This is a genomic window from Pseudomonas sp. RW409, from assembly GCF_003184125.1.
GTDB classification, from domain to species: domain Bacteria; phylum Pseudomonadota; class Gammaproteobacteria; order Pseudomonadales; family Pseudomonadaceae; genus Aquipseudomonas; species Aquipseudomonas chlororaphis_I.
In genome coordinates this window covers 608,331-626,106 of record NZ_QHHP01000004.1, presented here as the reverse complement: position 1 = coordinate 626,106, position 17,776 = coordinate 608,331, and the positions used below count along the sequence as shown (strand labels likewise).

General features: G+C 62.6%; 13 protein-coding genes. 3 read left to right on the top strand and 10 right to left on the bottom strand.

All coding sequences use genetic code 11. The annotated features are described in order from the left end of the window. Positions 1-61 precede the first annotated feature (61 nt). Both DK261_RS05460 and DK261_RS05455 read right to left on the bottom strand, forming a co-directional pair. Complete coding sequence (locus DK261_RS05460) at positions 62-3,205, bottom strand: efflux RND transporter permease subunit (RefSeq protein WP_110175370.1); 3,144 nt, start codon at positions 3,203-3,205, stop codon at positions 62-64. 12 nt (positions 3,206-3,217) lie between these two features. Beyond that, positions 3,218-4,414, bottom strand: coding sequence for an efflux RND transporter periplasmic adaptor subunit (locus tag DK261_RS05455; RefSeq protein ID WP_096374565.1), 1,197 nt, complete (start codon positions 4,412-4,414; stop codon positions 3,218-3,220). Positions 4,415-4,509: 95 nt separating this feature from the next. Here DK261_RS05455 and soxR point away from each other — a divergent pair, with 95 nt between their 5' ends. Next, on the top strand, positions 4,510-4,995 hold the full coding sequence (soxR, locus tag DK261_RS05450) for a redox-sensitive transcriptional activator SoxR (RefSeq protein WP_009049439.1): 486 nt from the start codon (positions 4,510-4,512) through the stop codon (positions 4,993-4,995). Positions 4,996-5,031: 36 nt separating this feature from the next. On the opposite strand, the gene DK261_RS05445 is transcribed toward soxR, so the two are convergent. From DK261_RS05445 to DK261_RS05415, 7 genes are all read right to left on the bottom strand, one after another. After that, the gene (locus DK261_RS05445; protein WP_110175369.1) at positions 5,032-7,245 is read right to left on the bottom strand and encodes a lipase family protein; all 2,214 of its coding nucleotides are present in this window, start codon (positions 7,243-7,245) and stop codon (positions 5,032-5,034) included. Continuing rightward, a complete protein-coding gene (locus DK261_RS05440; protein ID WP_110175368.1) occupies positions 7,242-8,030 on the bottom strand; it encodes a hypothetical protein in 789 nt (262 codons plus the stop codon). The genes DK261_RS05445 and DK261_RS05440 overlap by 4 nt, the downstream gene beginning before the upstream one ends. Next, positions 8,027-8,875 (bottom strand): DUF4123 domain-containing protein, encoded by an 849-nt coding sequence (locus DK261_RS05435; RefSeq protein WP_110175367.1) that lies wholly within the window; start codon positions 8,873-8,875, stop codon positions 8,027-8,029. The genes DK261_RS05440 and DK261_RS05435 overlap by 4 nt, the downstream gene beginning before the upstream one ends. Next, on the bottom strand, positions 8,872-10,947 hold the full coding sequence (locus DK261_RS05430) for a type VI secretion system tip protein VgrG (protein ID WP_110175366.1): 2,076 nt from the start codon (positions 10,945-10,947) through the stop codon (positions 8,872-8,874). Before DK261_RS05430 ends, DK261_RS05435 begins: the two co-directional genes overlap by 4 nt. A 291-nt stretch (positions 10,948-11,238) precedes the next feature. Next, entirely contained in the window at positions 11,239-11,934 is a 696-nt protein-coding gene (locus DK261_RS05425) for an anaerobic ribonucleoside-triphosphate reductase activating protein (protein WP_177411703.1), read from the bottom strand. Continuing rightward, a complete protein-coding gene (nrdD, locus tag DK261_RS05420) occupies positions 11,931-12,098 on the bottom strand; it encodes an anaerobic ribonucleoside-triphosphate reductase (RefSeq protein WP_016703255.1) in 168 nt (55 codons plus the stop codon). The genes DK261_RS05425 and nrdD overlap by 4 nt, the downstream gene beginning before the upstream one ends. A gap of 32 nt (positions 12,099-12,130) precedes the next feature. Continuing rightward, complete coding sequence (locus DK261_RS05415; protein ID WP_009049442.1) at positions 12,131-14,143, bottom strand: ribonucleoside triphosphate reductase; 2,013 nt, start codon at positions 14,141-14,143, stop codon at positions 12,131-12,133. Positions 14,144-14,416: 273 nt separating this feature from the next. Between DK261_RS05415 and DK261_RS05410 the strand changes: the two genes are divergently transcribed. Next, a complete protein-coding gene (locus DK261_RS05410; protein ID WP_080710636.1) occupies positions 14,417-15,718 on the top strand; it encodes an IS4 family transposase in 1,302 nt (433 codons plus the stop codon). Between the two features lie 128 nt (positions 15,719-15,846). Here DK261_RS05410 and DK261_RS05405 read toward each other — a convergent pair whose 3' ends face one another. Further along, entirely contained in the window at positions 15,847-16,404 is a 558-nt protein-coding gene (locus DK261_RS05405; protein WP_110175364.1) for a hypothetical protein, read from the bottom strand. A gap of 244 nt (positions 16,405-16,648) precedes the next feature. Between DK261_RS05405 and DK261_RS05400 the strand changes: the two genes are divergently transcribed. After that, positions 16,649-17,677: an AraC family transcriptional regulator gene (locus DK261_RS05400; protein WP_110175363.1), complete on the top strand. Its 1,029-nt coding sequence runs from the start codon at positions 16,649-16,651 to the stop codon at positions 17,675-17,677. Positions 17,678-17,776: the final 99 nt, after the last annotated feature.

The following is a 17,776-nucleotide window of genomic DNA, read 5'->3' as shown; positions in this document are numbered from 1 at the left end:
CCTTGATCGGGGTCAAGAATGACAGGCCCGGGGCGCCCGCCTCTGCACCCCGGGCTGCCTGCTACGCCGTGACCGCCGGCGCGTAGCGCACCGCCAGCTTGCGCAAGGCGACGTAGAACACCGGGGTCAGGAACAGGCCGAACAGGGTCACCCCGAGCATGCCGGAGAACACCGCGACCCCGGTGGCGCGGCGAATCTCGCTGCCCGCGCCGCTGCCGATCAGCAGCGGTACGGAACCGGCGATAAACGCCACCGAGGTCATGACGATCGGCCGCAGGCGCAGGCGGCAGGCCTCCAGCGCCGCCTCGATGATGCCCTTGCCCTGGAGCTCCAGCTCCCGGGCGAACTCGACGATCAGGATCGCGTTCTTGCAGGCCAGGCCCATCAGCACCACCAGCCCCACCTGGACGAAGACGTTGTTGTCGCCACCGCTGAGCCACACCCCCGACAAGGCCGCGAGCATGCACACCGGCACGATCAGGATCACCGCCAGGGGCAGCGTCCAGCTCTCGTACAGGGCCGCGAGGACCAGGAACACCAGCATCACCGCCAGCGGGAACACCACCGCCGCGGCGTGGCTTTGGGTGACCTGCTGGTAGCTCAGGTCGGTCCATTCCAGGGTGATGCCGCGGGGCAATACCCGGGCGGCGATTTCTTCCAGCTTGGCGATCACCTGGCCCGACGACAGCTGCTTGGGATCGGAGTCGCCGATCAGGTCGGCGGCCGGGTAGCCGTTGTAGCGCACCACCGGATCGGGGCCGTAGCTGGGCGTCACGGTGATCATCGCGCCGAGCGGCACCATCTCGCCCCGGTCGTTGCGCACCCGCAGGTTGGCGATGTCCTCGGCGGTCTGCCGGTAGGAACTGTCGGCCTGGGCCATGACCCGGTAGACCCGGCCGAACAGGTTGAAGTCATTGACGTAGACCGAGCCCAGGTAGGTCTGCAAGGTATTGAACACATCGCTCAACGACACCCCTTGCGCCTTGACCTTGACCCGGTCCACCTGCACCTCCAGCTGCGGGATGTTGGCCTGGTAGGAGCTGACCGGGTAAGTCATGCCCGGGGTCTGCGCCACCGCGGCCTGGAAGGCGCTCAAGGCATTCTGCAAGGCGCCGTAGCCGAGGCCGGCGCGGTCTTCGAGGTACAGCGAATAGCCCGAACCGTTGCCCAGCCCCTGGATCGGCGGCGGCAACAGCGCATAGGCAAACCCTTCGTGGACCTGGGACAGCTTGGCGTTGAGTTCGGCACTGATCTCCACCGCGCCGCGCTGACGCTGGTCGAACGGCTTGAGGATCACGTAGGCGGCCATGACATTCGGCGTGTTGACCGATTGCAAGGCATTCAGGCCGCTGAAGGCCGGCACGGTATCCACCCCCTCCACCGAGAGTGCCTTCTCGATCAGCTCGCTGGTCACCGCATCGGTGCGGGCCAGCGACGCGCCTTCCGGCAGCTTGGCGCCGGCGAACAGGTAGAGCTTGTCCTGGGTCGGGATAAAACCGCCCGGCACCAGGTTGAACAGCCAGGCCGTGCCGACCAGCAGCAAGGCGTAGAGGAAGAACACCGAGCCGCGCCGCCCCAGGGAGTAGGACACCAGGCCGTGATAACCGTCGGAGCGGCGTTTGAACATCCGGTTGAAGGCGCGGAAAAAGCCCCCGAAGACCTTCTGGATGCCGCGCTCCAGCCAGTCCTGCGGCGCGCCGTGGGGCCTGAACAGCTTGGCCGCCAGGGCCGGCGACAGGGTCAGGGAGTTGATCGCCGAGATCACCGTGGAAATCGCGATGGTCACCGCGAACTGCTTGTAGAACTGGCCGGTGACGCCGGAGAGAAAGGCCATGGGAATGAACACCGCGCAGAGCACCAGGGCGATGGCGATGATCGGCCCGGACACTTCCTTCATCGCCCGGTGCGCCGCCTCCCGCGGGTCATAGCCCTTCTCGATGAAACGCTCGACGTTCTCCACCACCACAATCGCATCGTCGACCACGATGCCGATGGCCAGCACCAGGCCGAACAGGGTCAGGGTGTTGATCGAATAGCCCAGCAAATACAGCCAGGCGAAGGTGCCGATCACCGACACCGGCACCGCGATCAGCGGGATGATCGAGGCGCGCCAGGTCTGCAGGAACAGGATCACCACCAGCACCACCAGCACCACCGCCTCCATCAGGGTGTGCTGCACCGCGCTGATGGATTCGCGGACGAACACCGTCGGGTCCCACACCGCCTTGTAGGCCACGCCTTCGGGGAAACGCTGGGACAACTCGTCGAGCTTGCCGTAGACCGCCTCGGCGACCTGCAAGGCGTTGGCCCCCGGCGAGAGGAAAATCCCCACCGTTGCCTGGTTACGGTCATCCAGGCGCGCGCGCAGGGTGTAGTCGCCCGCGCCGAGTTCGACCCGGGCCACGTCCGACAGCTTCACCAACTGCCCGTCCGCCCCGCTCTTGAGGACGATATCGGCAAACTCCTGCTCGCTGCGCAGACGCCCGCGCACGCTGATCGACACCAGGAAATCGGCGCCTTGCGGCGAAGGCTCGGCGCCCAACTGGCCGGCCGAGACCTGCACGTTCTGCTCGCGGATCGCATTGACCACGTCGGCCGCGGTGAGGCCGCGGGCGGACAGGCTGTTGGGGTCCATCCAGATGCGCATCGCGTAGTCGCCGGAACCGTAGACCCCGACATCGCCGATCCCGGACAGCCGCGACAGCTCGTCCTTGACGTGCAGGGTCAGGTAGTTGCGCAGGTACAGCGAGTCGTAGCTGTTGTCCGGGGACAGCAGGCTGACGTACATCAGCGGCGTCGGCGATTGTTTCTGGGTGGTCACGCCATACTGCCGCACCTCCTCCGGCAGCCGCAACAGCGCCTGGCTCACGCGGTTCTGCACGCGCACCGCGGCGGTGTCCGGATCGACACCGGGGACGAAGGTGATGCTCACCGCCAGGCTGCCGTTGGAGCCGGCGACCGACTTCATGTACATGATCCCTTCGACGCCGTTGATCGCCTCTTCCAGGGGCACGGCGACCGACTCGGCGATCTCCTTGGGGTTCGCCCCCGGGTAGGTGGCGCGCACCACCACGCTGGTCGGCACCACCTCGGGGTATTCCCCCGACGGCAGCACCGGGATGGCGATCAGGCCGAGGGCGAAAATGATGATCGACAGGACGATGGCGAAGATCGGTCGGTCGATGAAGAACTTGGAAAAATCCATGGCCGCTCTCCCTTATTTCGCCACTGGCGTCTGGGGCGCGGCGGTCGAGGCCTGCTGCGTCGGCGCGGCGATTTCCTTGGGCTCCACCGCCATGCCCGGGTAAAAGATCTTCTGCGCCCCGTTCAGCACCACCCGGTCGCCGGCCGCCAGCCCGGCGCTGATCACCCGCAGGCCATCCAGCTGGCGGCCGAGGGTGACGTCCTTGCGCAGGGCCTGGTTTTGCGGGCCGATGACGTACACGTATTTGCGGTCCTGGTCGGTTTGCACCGCACGGTCGTCGATCAGCACGGCGCGGGTCTCGCTGCCGCCTTCAAGGCGCACCCGGGCGAACAGGCCCGCGGTCAGCCGGCGCTCGGGGTTGGGCAGCACCGCGCGCACGCGGATGGTGCCGGTGGCCGGGTCGACCTGGTTATCCAGGAAGTCCACGGTGCCGGTCAGGGGGAAGGTCCCGACATCGTTGGCAAGACCCACCCGCACGGTATTGCTCACCCCCGGGCGCTGGCCCTTGCCCAGCAGCTCGGTGTAGCGCAGCAGGCTCTGCTCGTCGGCGTCGAAATAGACGTACATCGGGTCCTGGGAAACGATGCTGGTCAATATGCTCTGGTCGGCCTGGGCCAGGTTGCCGAGGGTCAGCATGGCCCGCCCGACGCGCCCGGAAAACGGTGCGCGGACCTGGGTGAAGTCGAGGTTGAGCTGGGCCGTGGCCACCTCGGCGACGGCCGCGTTGACATCCGCCACGCCCTGGGCCAGGGAGGCGCTGCGAATGTCGCCCTCCTCCCGCGACAGCGCCGACTGCTTGACCAGCGCCTGGCCGCGGCGGTCCTGCTCGGTGGCCAGGCGCACCGTGGCGCGAGCCCGGGCCAGCCGGGCCTGGGCACTGGCCAGCGCCTCGCGGTACGGGCGCGGGTCGATGACGAACAGGGTCTGGCCCTTTTCCACCTCGTCGCCCTCGCGGAACGCCACCCGGTCGACATAACCGCTGACCCGCGGCCGCAGGTCGACGGCATCGATCGCGCTGATGCGGCCATTGAACAGGTCCCACTCACGCACCGCCTGCACGCTCACGGTCGTCACCTCGACCACCGGCGCCGCGGCGGCGACCGGCTCGGTCTTCTCGTTACAACCGCCCAGCGCCAACAGGAGGCACAGCGCTCCGAGTCGATGGGTTGAAGAACTGCTTCGACCGAGCACCCGGCGAATTCGATTCATGAAAGTGGACTCCGCTGTCACTGCACTGTTGATTTATAGGCAGGCGGAATATAAAAGTTAAAGCTAACTTTAAGTAAAGCCCCTTCGGAGGCCCCATGAACAAATCAAGCGAGCCGCTGCTGACCATCACCGAAGTCGCCCGGCGCAGCGGCGTCATGGCCTCGGCGCTGCGTTTCTACGAGTCCCGCGGGCTGCTCCACTCGCTCCGCGTCGGCAGCGGCCACCGCCGCTACCCGCGCTCGGTCCTCAGGCGGATCGCCTACATCGTGTTCGCCCAGCGCATCGGTTTCTCCCTCGACGAAATCATCCAGCAACTGACCGGCCTGCCCATCAACACGGCACCGGCGGGCGCGGACTGGCGACGCCTGACCGCCACCTGGAAAACCCGGGTGCAGCAACGCATCGCCGAACTGGAACGGCTGAACATGAACCTGGAGGAATGCATAGGCTGCGGCTGCATGTCGCTGGAACACTGCGGGCTCAACAACCCCGAGGACATCTACTCGCGCAACGGCTGCGGCGCCCGGCGCTGGCTGGGGGACCAGAAGATTGTTATCGCCGCTGGGCAGGAGGCGGATTGATCCGGACGATGGCTGACCCGTGTCTTGTGATCGGCGTCAGCCAATCGCATCAATATTCAGATCGAAGGCAGCACCCGGGACGTGGCCGCCCACCAAGGCGGCAATCGCACGATCATTGCTGTCGGCATCCGGCGGTGCCATCGCGAATTGTTCAGGCGTGCGATTGAAGGGGTGCGCTAACCAGCGTTCCAAGCTCATTACCAGTACCTCGGGCTGGTTGGCGATCAAGCCGTAGACCTTCGCCTCAGTGACAGGGTCTTTGCTTAATTCCAGCAGACGAAGCCGGGTCTCCCGTACCTTGGCGATTTCGTCTTGTAGCTGGGATGCCTTGAACGTTCCCGCTGGGGTGGAATTGGAGATCTCCTTCATCATTTGCCTGGTGATTTCCTCCAGGGCCTTGTCTACCTCGAAAAGCTCTGTACCCGTCACCGAGGCGCGTTTCTGCTTCAGCGCCTCTTGCCAGCGACGTAAGGAAGCCCAGCAGTGGGGGATGTAGCTGGCCACCATTTTGTGATCGGCGTTGTCCAGTATTTGGCGTATCAGTCCACCACGATCGGGTAAACCGCCTTCCGCCTTCAGCGCTTTGGCACATACCGCCCCTGCATGCTCGGTGACGGTTTCACAACCCGGCGTCCAGAGGATCGCAGACCGGTCACCGCCCTTTAGCGAGAGCGGCATGAAGTGGCGTAGCTCGCCGTGGTGCGTATAAGGCTCGCCGGTCATGTTCACCGGGCTCAAGGCCAACACCGCCAATCCTGCGGGGACGTTGACGAATGTAAGAATGGCACCCAGGCCAGTCATGCCCCAGGAGGTCTTCATCCAGGGAGCCGGGACACTCGGCACCGGGTCGTTCTGGTTGACCATGCGGTAGTGCATCAAAGTCGAGGCGTTGTCCACAAAGGTCTTGTCGCCTGCGCGTGGGCTGCCGTAGGTGTAGAGCAGGATGTCCGCTGCATAGCGTTCCTCACGCCGCAGCATCTCCGCGACCAGCAAGGCCACGGCACCGCCCAGGCTGTGACCGGTAATCACCAGCTTTTGCCCGCTGTAGAATTTATCCAGGTAAGTTGCGACGAAGGTCCGAACGGCCTTTGCAGAACCATAGAAGCCGTTATGTACCTTGCCCACGCCCTCCTCGAAAGGTACCTGTGCAGCGTCTATATCACGCAGCATGTCAGCCCCCCCGGCGGTCCCCCGTATCGCCAGCAAAACCAGCTCATCGTTATGGGTGATAAACACCTGAGAGTCGGTACCACCCTGCTTGCCCGCATCATCAAAAAAGTGGAGCTTGGCGGGATGCTCCTGCTCCGTCCCCAAATCAGGACTGTTCACCTCTGGGTACAGTTCAGGGTCGAAAGGGATGACTTCCAGACGCTTGGAATACGCCACGTCTGCATATAGGGGGTAGTAGGTTTCCTTGGGTGCCTGGCTCGCTTCGACCCGCCAAAGCTCATCGAACCTGGCCAGCCCATCGCCAAACCAGTTACCGACGCTGGGCTGAGTCGGGAAACTCACGCTATCGCTCACCACCGGCTGTGTGTCAGGGACTTGGCCAAACGGGCTGTAGCTCAGGGTCGCCATCAATGCCAGTTGGTACAGATTGAGCGAGCAGAACTCCTTGTCCGTGGAGAATAAGGGGCTCAACGCCCGCAGCGGACGAACCTCCAGCACATGATGCTTGTTCGGCAACAGCGCGATGCCTCGAGTCCGGGGAGATTTAGAACCCTCCGATTCCGGCTGGCGCATCAACGAGTGCACATGGTGCTGGGGTGGAAAGTTTCGGGGTGCCAGGGGCGGTAGGTGGGCACGATGCCCCACCAGTTCGCTCACCTCAACCTGACAGAAGAAGTCGGCCTGCTCTTGCGCGGGGTTGGACTGAGTACGGGCGCCGCTTGGGTTCAAAAAGCGGGTCTTTTCGGCACGAACTTGCAGTTCGGTGATAGGGAGCGGGTAGTGCGGCCTCTCTTTTAAAAACGTATAGCTCTTCTCATTCCCTTGATAGGCCTGATCCAACTCAAGCACCACCGGCCCGCAATAGTGTCGATTGACCTTTCCAGATCCGGTTTCATCTAGGACGCCCAGGTAGGTAGCGCCCTCATAATCGGTGACCTCATAGGCCAAGCCAGCATAGGGTTTGCCATCTCCCCGTTCATCCACCAACTGAAAACTGGTCGAGTGAGTCTGCTCAGGGCAAGCATGCATGCGAGTATCGAAGAAAGGCAGTTCCCATTCCTCCATTGGCTTAAGGCTCATGGGGTCACCTCCTTGGCTTCAGTACATCCCGGATAAATGCTGCAACTACGGCCATCCGGCATTCTGAAGGTGCTGAAATCCTTGTAGTTGCCGTAGCAAAACGCGTATTGGTCAGCAAAATCATCACCCATGCAGCGCTTCCAACCACCCGGCACCTTGACCCAGGTGTCACCGATAGCCGGCCTTTCCTCAGCGGCCAGCTTGATCTTCAGCCTCACGGTCTTACCCGGTAGTTGATCCAGGGTGTAAGCCGCGAAAGGTCGGTTCTTCAGTAGCTCGCCGGACGTATCCATCTTTTTGCAATCGAGGATCTTGGTGATATAGCGATTAGGACCAATCGTGCGAAACAGCCATTGGCACTGGCCAGAGAATTCACTTTCCCCAACGGCGTTGAATGTGCCTTTGGCCGCTTCGGGCAGTTCTTCGCGCACCGTAATCCTGGCGGTATCGACACCAACCGTGCTCCAGCTCTTGCCGTACACCGCTTTGATATCCAGCTCGACGCGGTCTACCACCAACGGGCAACCATTGCGGGTTCGGCGTATCTCGATTTGCGCGTCCGGCTTGTATTCGGTCCGCCACTCAGGGTTGAACTGCGGCGCCAGGTTGTCTGCCCTGGCCACCGTGCAGGTCTGTCCTTTGGCAGGCACATAGAACACCGCTGCGACATAGGCAAAATCCGGTGGCAAGTCGGCTGTAAAGGTAAAGCTGTTGGGCTTGGCGACGCAGCCTTGCATCAGTGCCAGCCCGCTGCAGAGCATCAGGTTTTGAATGGTGCGTTTCATACGACGGCGTCTCCTTGCCAGAACTGTGCTTCCTGATAAACGCGCGCAAAGTGCGCCATCGGTGTTTCGTTGTCCTGGGGTAACCAGAAACTGGGCAGGACATGGCCTGGAGCCTGCAAACATTGCACGAGCAGAAACCTGACCTGATCAGGCGCCTGCCAGCCCCATGCGCGGGCCAACTCTAACTGAGCCTGCAACCAGGCATCCGCACTCTGTTGCTCGGCCAGCTTGGCCAGCCGCTCTATCTGTTCAACCATCAGGTAGCGCCGGGCGTTGTCGATCTGAATGCCTGCCGCCGTGTCCGGGGCCGAGGGGATAGCAAGCCACGCCGGGTCGGGCGGTACCGAGTACTCGCCCGGTGCGGGATTGTAGGCGGCAGCCCATTGTCCATCCTGCCAGTAACACACGCTGGCTATCGGCCCGAGGAATTCGCTGCGTTGTTCAGGGCGCAGGTGTGCCAAGGCTCGCCCCAGGACGCGATTATCATGAAAACGATAGAGGGCCTGATTCGGCCGCTCGCCCGTCACCAGGCGAGCGCGCCAATGCTGGGTCAACAGATCCAGATCGCCGCTTGCACTGCTGGCCAGCCACCCCCAGTGCCGCTCAGGCGACTTGAGCAGTGCCTGGATGATCGGATGATCAAGGGTATCGAGTTGAAACAGGTATGGCGCCACCGCCGCCAGCGAGCTGGCGGGCGTACCGATATACAGATTGCGGTACTGGTCGTTGTCCCACTCGTTGAGCAGCGCATTGCGCTCCTCCAGTTGACCAACGGAGTCCAGTATCAGGTAGAGGCGCTGGCCGAGCTCACCCTGGACGCGCATCCATTGTTCGGGCGTACTCATGCAACTTCTCCAATAGCGCACTGCCCGTCGCGGCAGGCTTCGCAGAGTGGGCAGAAGTCCGCAGCACGCTGCTTGGCGGCAGCAACGAGCGCCAACGAATTGGCAACGATGGTCTGCGGCTCCTCGGCCAGTGCCTGTAGGGCCTGCTGTGGCGCAATGCCTGCCACAGGCGCTCCGCCCAGGACGATAGGCACGCTGCTGAAGATCCCCCCAGGGGTAATGACAATGTGCTGCCCACCCGCTTTAAGCGTCAGGCTTGTGCTCGCATCAACCACCACATCAGTGGCAGTGACGCGGGCCTGTGGCCCCGCCTGCACGACCCAGGTTCCGCCTACGGTGATGCTGCCATTGCCCGAGATGGAGAGCAGCTCATTGCCACCGATCTGGGTGTTCCGCACGCCTTGGGTAGTGTGCAGTTCGTCACCCTTGACCAGGCTGGAGCTGTTGCTGTCCACCTGATCAAAGCGATCATTGCCGATCAGGCTGTGGCTGTTCCGGGTGATCTGCTCGCGCCGGTCGTTGCCGATCGTGGTGTCGCTGTCGTTGAGGATCAGTTGCTCGAGATCACGTTGCGCGCGCAGGTAGACTTTTTCCTGTCCGGCACGGTCCTCGATCGACAGTTCGTTGTAGCCGCCACTGTCTGGCGTGCTGCGACTGCGCAATACGGTTCTGCTTTTGTTCGCCGGCAGAGGGTACGGCACGGGTGTGCTCTTGTTGGCCACAACGCCGGTAATCAACGGACTGTCAGGGTTGCCTTCGAGGAAGCTCACCACCACTTCCATTCCAATCCGCGGAACGGTCACCGCGCCGAAGTTTTCCCCCGCCCAGCTTGACGCTACCCGTAGCCAACAGCTGCTCTTGTCGCTACCCAGCTCCAGGCGGTCCCAGTGCAGCTCGACCTTCACCCGACCAAACTCATCGCAGAATATTTCCTCGCCGGCCGGGCCGGTGACCCGGGCGGTCTGGCAGCCCAGCAGTGGCCTGCGTGTCAGCAGCGGAGGACGGAAAAACACGTCCCACGGAATCGCGGTGAAGCTGTTGCGGTAACCCTGGGTGAAGCCGTCTTCGGGTCGAATATCACGGGTGACGGATTCTTCCAGCGACTGCGGTTGTCGGCCGCAATGCGTGACGCTCAACAGCAACCACAGGTCATTGCAGCGCTTGCGCGGGTGTCCGGTCAGGCTGAAGAAGTGCCCGCTACGCAGCATCGGCTGATCGCTTTGGCCTTCAGCCAACTGATAGTCGACGCGGTGCCGCTCCAGGGCCTGCCTGGCCAACACCTTGCCGCGCTCCAGCGTGGTGATAGGTGCGGGGTAGCGATAGTCCTCGAGCGCCGGCTGAAACTCCGCGGTGAACTGGTTTTCGAGCAGCAGGCTGGGTCGTTTCAGATCGTAGTCGCGACGCGTTACGGTGCTGGTACGGGTACTGAAGCGCTGAGAGAACCGATTGACCACCGGATGGTCCGCTACCGTGCCCGTATCCTGTTGGTACGGCACATCCCCCAACAGGGGGAAAAAAGTCTGGTCATCGCTGAACACCAGCAGATGGCCCTCGGCCGAATGCTGATGGTGCCAGGCGATGCCGTCCTCGGCGCACAAGCGCTGGACGAACTCGAAATCGCTTTCCCCGTACTGGGTGCAGTATTCGCGCTCCGGACTGGTACTGACATTGAAGGTATAGGCGTCGGGCTGGATGCCATGGCCACCCAGCACCTGGGCGACAACTTGCGGCACCGTCAAGTGCTGGAAGATCCGCTGGTTGAAGCTGAACTGCAGGTAGTGCAATACCGGCACCAGGGTCAGGTGATAGCGCGTCAGGCGCTTGCCCACCTCTCCCACATACAGATCTTCGATCTGCCCATGAAGGCCTTCGCCATTGAGACCAAACCGGAGAAAGGCCGGCTGATTGAGCAGGCTCTCCAGGTCGAAGTCAGGGTTCTCGCTGACCAGTTCAACGCGGATCCCATAAAGGGTGCTGAGGGCTTCGGTGCCGTCGAAAGCCAGCACCCTGAAGTCATGGCGAACAGAGGGGATCGAGAGCGTGAAATGCGCAGTATGGGCAGGCGCAAACATGTTGCTTTTCCTCAAGCTGAACAGCAGTGCCCCTGGCAAGTCTTTGGAAAGACTGCTGGGTTTTTGTTGCAGCGAAGCTAGCAATTTGCGCTGGGGGGTGTATGTGGGAGGTTTCTGAAATCCGGTCGGGCAAAGCAGATTTGCTCGTACCGCACGGTGGGGCCAACTGAGGGGTACGGAGGCATCGAACACCGACCGCGATGTTGAGCAACCTTGATGCCCGGAGGGCGCCAAGGTTAATGCAACAGTCGAATCGACATCGGTTCTGGACGGCTAGCCACGCGCCCTGCCCTACCCCCTCAACACAAACACCGGAAACATCTCGCGCAGGTGCTGCCACAGGTCGGGCACCAGCACCTGTTGCGGCGTGCAGGGCAATTGCGGGTCGAGCATGCGCGCGGTGCGCACCATCTGCACGGCGAAGCGCTTGACCCCCAGGGCTTGCAGGCGCTGGCCGAGCAGCAGCAGGCGCGCCGGCTGCAACAGGTGCCAGTGCACGGTGGTGCGGCATTCGTAGTCGACGCCGCTGTCCAGCAGCAGCTCCAGGCTGCGCCAGTTGGCCTTGCCGCTGCCCGGGACGCCGGTGAGCATCGGCGCGTCTTCGGCCAGGGCCTTGACGTCGAAGCCGACCCAGTCGGCGCCGGCCACCGCCCGGGCAAAGGCCGCCGGCTTGATGCCAGCGCTGTGCAGGCCGATGCGAAAACCCATGGCGCGCACTTCCTCCATCGCCCCCGGCAAACCGTCCTGCAGGGTCGGCTCGCCGCCACTGAACACCACCGCGTCCAGCAGGTCCTGGCGGCGTTGCAGGAAGCTCAGGACCCGGCACCAGTCCAGCTCCTCGCTGCCGCGCGGCGGGATCAGTTGCGGGTTGTGGCAGTAGCGGCAACGCCAGGCGCAGCCCTGGCAGAACAGCACGCAGGCGAGCAGGCCCGGGTAGTCGAGAGTGGTCAGGGGCACCATGCCCCCGACCCGCATCTTTCGGCTCATTGGCGCCCTGCCGCGGTCGCCTGTTCGGTGAAGTGCACGCGCTCGCGGTGCTCGGACTGTTTACCCGGGTTGAACGCCGAGACCGGACGGTGATAACCCATCACCCGGGTCCAGACTTCGCAGCGCTGGCGTTGCGCCTGGGGCAGTGTGTGCTGTGGGTTCATGGTGGAACTCCTTGCGGTTGGGGGAAGACAGGTCAGTGCACAGCGCCCGAGGCCTGGGCCTGCAGCAGGGCTTCGTCGCACTTGGGGCAGAACTCGTGTTCGCCGTCGAGGTAGCCATGCACCGGGCAGATGGAAAAGGTCGGGGTCACCGTCAGGTACGGCAGGCGGAAGCGTCCCAGGGCCTTGCGCACCAGCTGCTTGCAAGCCGCGGTCGAGGAAATCCGCTCGGCCATGTACAGGTGCAGCACGGTGCCGCCGGTGTATTTGCATTGCAGTTCGTCCTGCAGCTCCAGGGCCTCGAACGGATCGTCGGTGTGGCCCACCGGCAACTGCGAGGAGTTGGTGTAGTACGGCGCCTCGCGGCTGCCGGCCTGGAGAATGCCGGGGTAACGCTTGAGGTCTTCCTTGGCGAAGCGATAGGTGGTGCCTTCGGCCGGGGTCGCCTCGAGGTTGTAGAGGTGGCCGGTTTCTTCCTGGAAGCGCACCAGGGTCGCACGCACATGGTCCAGCAGCCTGAGGGCGAACTGGCGGCCCTGCTCGGTGTGCATGCCCTGCTCGTCGCCGCTGAAATTGCGCAGCATTTCGTGCAGGCCGTTGAGGCCGATGGTCGAGAAGTGATTGCGCAGCGTGCCCAGGTAACGCTGGGTGTAGGGATACAGGCCGGCGTCCATATGGTGCTGGATCACCTTGCGCTTGACCTCCAGGCTCTCCATCGCCAGCTCCATCAGCGCGTCCAGGCGTTGCAGCAGGCCGCTGGTATTGCCCTTGAACACATGGCCCAGGCGCGCGCAGTTGATCGTCACCACGCCCAGGGAACCGGTCTGCTCCGCCGAGCCGAACAGCCCGCCGCCGCGCTTGAGCAGCTCGCGCACGTCCAGTTGCAAGCGGCAGCACATGGAGCGCACCTGGTTGGGCTGCATGTCCGAATTGAGGAAGTTCTGGAAATACGGCAACCCGTAGCGGGCGGTCATCTCGAACAGGCGGTCGGCGTTCTCGCTGTCCCAGGGAAAGTCATGGGTGATGTTGTAGGTCGGGATCGGAAAGGTGAACACCCGGCCCTTGGCGTCGCCGGCCTGCATCACTTCGATATAGGCGCGGTTGAGCAGGTCCATTTCCGTTTGCAGCTCGCCGTAGGCAAAGGGCATTTCCTCGCCGCCGATCACCGGGACCTGCTCGCGCAGATCTTCCGGGCAGACCCAGTCGAAGGTCAGGTTGGTAAAGGGCGTCTGGGTGCCCCAGCGCGACGGCACGTTGAGGTTGTAGATGAACTCCTGGATCGCCTGGCGCACCTGCGGGTAGCTCAGGCGGTCCTTGCGCACATAAGGCGCCAGATAGGTGTCGAAGGAACTGAAGGCCTGGGCCCCGGCCCATTCGTTCTGCAAGGTGCCGAGGAAATTCACCATCTGCCCCAGGGCGCTGCTCAGGTGCCGGGGCGGCCCGGCCTCGACCCGCCCCGGCACGCCATTGAGGCCTTCATGCAACAGCGTGCGCAGCGACCAGCCGGCACAGTAGCCGGCGAGCATGTCGAGGTCGTGGATATGCAGGTCCGCCTCGCGGTGGGCGCGGCCGATCTCCTGGCTGTAGACCTCGTCCAGCCAGTAGTTGGCGGTGACCTTGCCGGACACGTTGAGCACCAGCCCGCCCAGGGAATACCCCTGGTTGGCGTTGGCCTGCACCCGCCAGTCCTCGCGGTCGAGGTATTCGTTCATCGAGGCCGCCACCTCGACCAGGGTCTTGCGGTCGCGACGCAGGCGCCCATGCTGTTCGCGGTAGACGATGTAGGCGCGCATGGCGAGGAAGAACCCGGCGTCCATCAGTACCCGCTCGACCCGGTCCTGGATCTGCTCCACATGCAACCGCGCATGCCCCTCAAGGTGGGCCAGCACCGCCTTGAGCAAACCCTCGGCCTCGACGTCGGCGTACTCGCCGCTGGCTTTGCCGGCGGCGATCAACGCCTGGCGGATCTTGTCCGCATCGAAGGCAACCAGGCTGCCATCGCGTTTGTGCAGGCGGTTGTTGCCCACCCTGATCAGCGTGCTGTGCATTTGACCTCCGCATACTACATATAGATGTTTTTGATTCTTAAAACACAAGATGCAGTGAGGTTACGGAGTGTGGGTTGGGTTGCCATTGATCGTGATCAAGTTTTTTGGTTCGTGCGCATATCCATTTTTTTGGTAACGGCGACTTAGGGTTCCGCCCTTACGGCCATCCCTTTCAAGGTCTTGGGTAAAATCCGCTGAAATTCAGTCAGGAAGACCCGAACGATGTGGGCCGATGTACTAGCGCGATTCGAGAAAAAAGCACCTGCCAGCGTGATGGCCAAACTTGCCTTGGAGCAAGCCATTGCGCCGGAGTGGGTCGATCAGGTTTTCGAAGAACACCGGCAACGGCAGTACTCCCGCGAATTGCTGTTCTCAACCATCGTTAAGCTCATGTCCCTTGTTTCATTGGGCTTGAAGCCGTCATTACATGCCGCGGCCAAGCAGCTGGAGGATCTTCCGGTTAGCCTGGCGGCCCTTTACGACAAGGTCAGCCGTACCGAACCGGCTCTGTTGCGCGCCTTGGTCACAGGTTGCGCGCAGCGCCTGACTCCGACGATCAAGGAGTTGGGGGGCTCAGCCATGCTGCCCGATTGGCAGGTTCGGGTGGTAGACGGCAGCCACCTGGCGTCCACCGAAAAGCGCCTTGGAGCACTACGGCACGAGCGCGGAGCGGCTCGTCCCGGATTCTCGGTCGTGGTCTACGATCCCGACCTGGATCAGGTCATTGACCTGCAACCCTGCGAAGACGCCTACGCAAGCGAGCGAGTCTGCGTGTTGCCGCTACTGTCCGATGCCAAGACGAACCAGGTTTGGATCGCTGATCGGCTCTACTGCACGCTTCCTGTAATGGAGGCCTGTGAACAAGTGAAAACGTCATTTGTCATTCGCCAGCAGGCCAAGCACCCGCGCCTGATTCAAGAGGGCGAGTGGCAAGCATCTTTGCCTGTTGCAACAGGTACGGTGCGTGAACAAAGCATTGAGGTAAGAGGGGGGCATCAGTGGCGACGCATCGAGTTGACGCTCCATTCACCAAACGACTCAGGTGACCGCAGTTTGATGTTCTGGAGCAACCTGCCCGAGAGCATCAGCGCACCGCAGATCGCGGACTTCTATCGCCGTCGTTGGAGTATTGAAGGGATGTTCCAGCGACTGGAAGCCATTCTGGAAAGTGAAATTGAATCCCTCGGCAGTCCACGAGCTGCCTTGCTTGGATTCACCACTGCCGTGCTGGCGTACAACGTACTGGCCTTGCTCAAGCGCAGCGTCGAACACGCTCATCGAGAGACTCAGCCTGAGGGCTGGGAGGCTTCGATCTATCACTTGGCGATCCAGGTCAGAGCTGGATATGAGGGCATGCAGATCGCTCTGCCCGTCGAATATCTACCGATCGTCTCAATGGAAAAACTGGCCCAGCGCTTGTTGGAATTAGCCAAGAACATTCAACCCAAGCAAGTCGCCAAAAGCCAACGAGGCCCCAAGGTACCCAAGCCCAGGACATGGGTTCAAGGGACGGCGGTACATGCCCACGTTTCAACAGACAGGGTCATCAAGGCTGCCAAAACGAAAAGACCTTGAAAGGGATGGCCGTAAGGGCGGAACCATAAGCAGCCGTTACCGCAGAAACGGATATGTACACCGTCCAACATCCCCGGCGAGGCCAGAACCGCAATCGCGGGCAAGCCTCGCTCCTACAGAAGCCCGCGCTACTCGATCCGCCAGATCCGCACCGTGGCGCTCTTCAACTCCAAGGACCACTCCTCTTCCGACAAACGAAGCCGCCGCAGCACCTCCCCCATCTCCGTCTCAGCCACGTAGTCCTTGGCAATCACCAGAATGAGAAACTTGTTCCGAGCCATCTCCATCCGTTGCAGCCGACGCAGATCCGCAAACACCGACCAGACCAAAGACTCACCCCGGTCAACCTGCGGAAACCAGAGTCGCCCATCCCCATCCTCTCGAAGAACGGATCGGGTCTCGCCCATCCCCTTGCCCATCAGGCACTTGGCAAAAGACACATCCCCCAGGCATTTCACCTCGGCCGCCATGTCGAGATCTTCCGTGTACAAGTCGACTTTCGTGCGTCCACCGGCCTTACCGCTGGTCCAGATATCCGGATAACCATGCTGCCAGGCATACAGGCTGAGCTCCGCCTGAATCCAGTGCTCCCGGCAATCGCTCAGTTGCAGGACTTGCCCCAGGCGCTCGCTGATCGCATCAAAAGCCCCGAGAAAAACCTCCGGCCATACAGGTGTCGTATTCATCTTTGGATTCCGTTCCTGGGGTTGTTGGGGAGCACTTTTCAGGCCCCCCGTAAATTTTCCTACCTCTCGCAGATCGGCCGGCACCCCACAGTCTTGAGTTACCGTGTACACCGCCCAACATTCCCTGCGAGGCCACCACCGTCATCGCGGGCAAGCCTCGCTCCTACAAGACCAGCGTTGCACCCGGGATCATAGGCATTTACCTTTACCCTCAAAAAGCGCGCCCACCGCCAGGAACCCCACCATGCAGCCCCTTGGTTACACCTCGGTCCCACCGCTGCTCAAATACCTGCGCCACGCCGAACACCTCGGCCTGCCCACCGCCCCCGCGCTGCACGCCGCGGGCCTTGCCGCCGAACAACTGAACGACAACAGCCTTCGCCTGCCCGTCGAGGCCCACGAACGCCTGCTGGGGTATTTCTGCCAACACTCCGGCGACCCGCTGTTCGGCCTCAACGCCGCCCGCTATGTGCTGCCCAATTCCTGGAGCGTGCTCGGCTACATCACCATGAACTGCGCCACACTGGGCGAAGCCATGAGCCGGATCATGCCGTTCGAAAAACTGGTGGGCGACATGGGGGTGAGTCGCATCGAGATGATCGAGGACCAGGTCCGCCTGATCTGGAACTGCCGCCTGCCGACCTCCGACACCCGCCGCCAGCTGGTGGAAAACGTGCTCGCCTCCTGGCTGCTCTACGCCCGCTGGATCGCCGACACCCAGCTCTCACCGAGCGCCGTGTGGTTCGAACACCCGCTGCCGGTCGGCACCACGCTGGAACAATACGAAGCGTTTTTTGCTTGCCCGGTGCTGTTCGAACAGAGCTGCTCGGCCTTGCTGGCGCCGCTGAGTTACCTGCAACTGCCGTTGCGCCAGGCCGATGCCCAACTGCTGCGAACCCTGGAAGAACACGCCATGAGCCTGATGGCGTCGCTGGAGGAAGCACCGTTGGCGCTGCAGGTGAAAAACGCCCTGCGCCAGTTGCTCAAGGAAGGTTTGCCGCGCAAGGAACAGGTGGCCGATCTGCTGGCGATGTCGCCGCGCACCCTGCAGCGCCAACTGCAACAGGCCGGCACCTCCTACCAGCAGATCCTCGACGACCTGCGCCAGGAACTGGCCGAGCATTACCTGCTGCACAGCGACCTGCCGATCCAGGACATTTCCTATTACCTGGGCTTTACCGAACCACGCTCGTTTCACCGCACGTTCAAGGGCCGGACCGGGATGACGCCGGGGGAATTTCGGCAGCACCAACGAACACGCTCATCCCTGTAGCCGCTGCCGAGCGCAGCGAGGCTGCGACAGGACCGAAGGTCCTCCAGCGACTTCAGGATCCCTGCGCCCCCTGCGGGGTCGATCGCAGCCTCGCTGCGC

Excerpts from the sequence above, each read along its gene's own strand:
- DK261_RS05460 (WP_110175370.1), bottom strand. The coding sequence starts at position 3,205 with ATGGATTTTTCCAAGTTCTTCATCGACCGACCGATCTTCGCCATCGTC.
- DK261_RS05455 (WP_096374565.1), bottom strand. The coding sequence starts at position 4,414 with ATGAATCGAATTCGCCGGGTGCTCGGTCGAAGCAGTTCTTCAACCCAT.
- soxR (WP_009049439.1), top strand. The coding sequence starts at position 4,510 with ATGAACAAATCAAGCGAGCCGCTGCTGACCATCACCGAAGTCGCCCGG.
- DK261_RS05445 (WP_110175369.1), bottom strand. The coding sequence starts at position 7,245 with ATGAGCCTTAAGCCAATGGAGGAATGGGAACTGCCTTTCTTCGATACT.
- DK261_RS05440 (WP_110175368.1), bottom strand. The coding sequence starts at position 8,030 with ATGAAACGCACCATTCAAAACCTGATGCTCTGCAGCGGGCTGGCACTG.
- DK261_RS05435 (WP_110175367.1), bottom strand. The coding sequence starts at position 8,875 with ATGAGTACGCCCGAACAATGGATGCGCGTCCAGGGTGAGCTCGGCCAG.
- DK261_RS05430 (WP_110175366.1), bottom strand. The coding sequence starts at position 10,947 with ATGTTTGCGCCTGCCCATACTGCGCATTTCACGCTCTCGATCCCCTCT.
- DK261_RS05425 (WP_177411703.1), bottom strand. The coding sequence starts at position 11,934 with ATGAGCCGAAAGATGCGGGTCGGGGGCATGGTGCCCCTGACCACTCTC.
- nrdD (WP_016703255.1), bottom strand. The coding sequence starts at position 12,098 with ATGAACCCACAGCACACACTGCCCCAGGCGCAACGCCAGCGCTGCGAA.
- DK261_RS05415 (WP_009049442.1), bottom strand. The coding sequence starts at position 14,143 with ATGCACAGCACGCTGATCAGGGTGGGCAACAACCGCCTGCACAAACGC.
- DK261_RS05410 (WP_080710636.1), top strand. The coding sequence starts at position 14,417 with ATGGCCAAACTTGCCTTGGAGCAAGCCATTGCGCCGGAGTGGGTCGAT.
- DK261_RS05405 (WP_110175364.1), bottom strand. The coding sequence starts at position 16,404 with ATGAATACGACACCTGTATGGCCGGAGGTTTTTCTCGGGGCTTTTGAT.
- DK261_RS05400 (WP_110175363.1), top strand. The coding sequence starts at position 16,649 with ATGCAGCCCCTTGGTTACACCTCGGTCCCACCGCTGCTCAAATACCTG.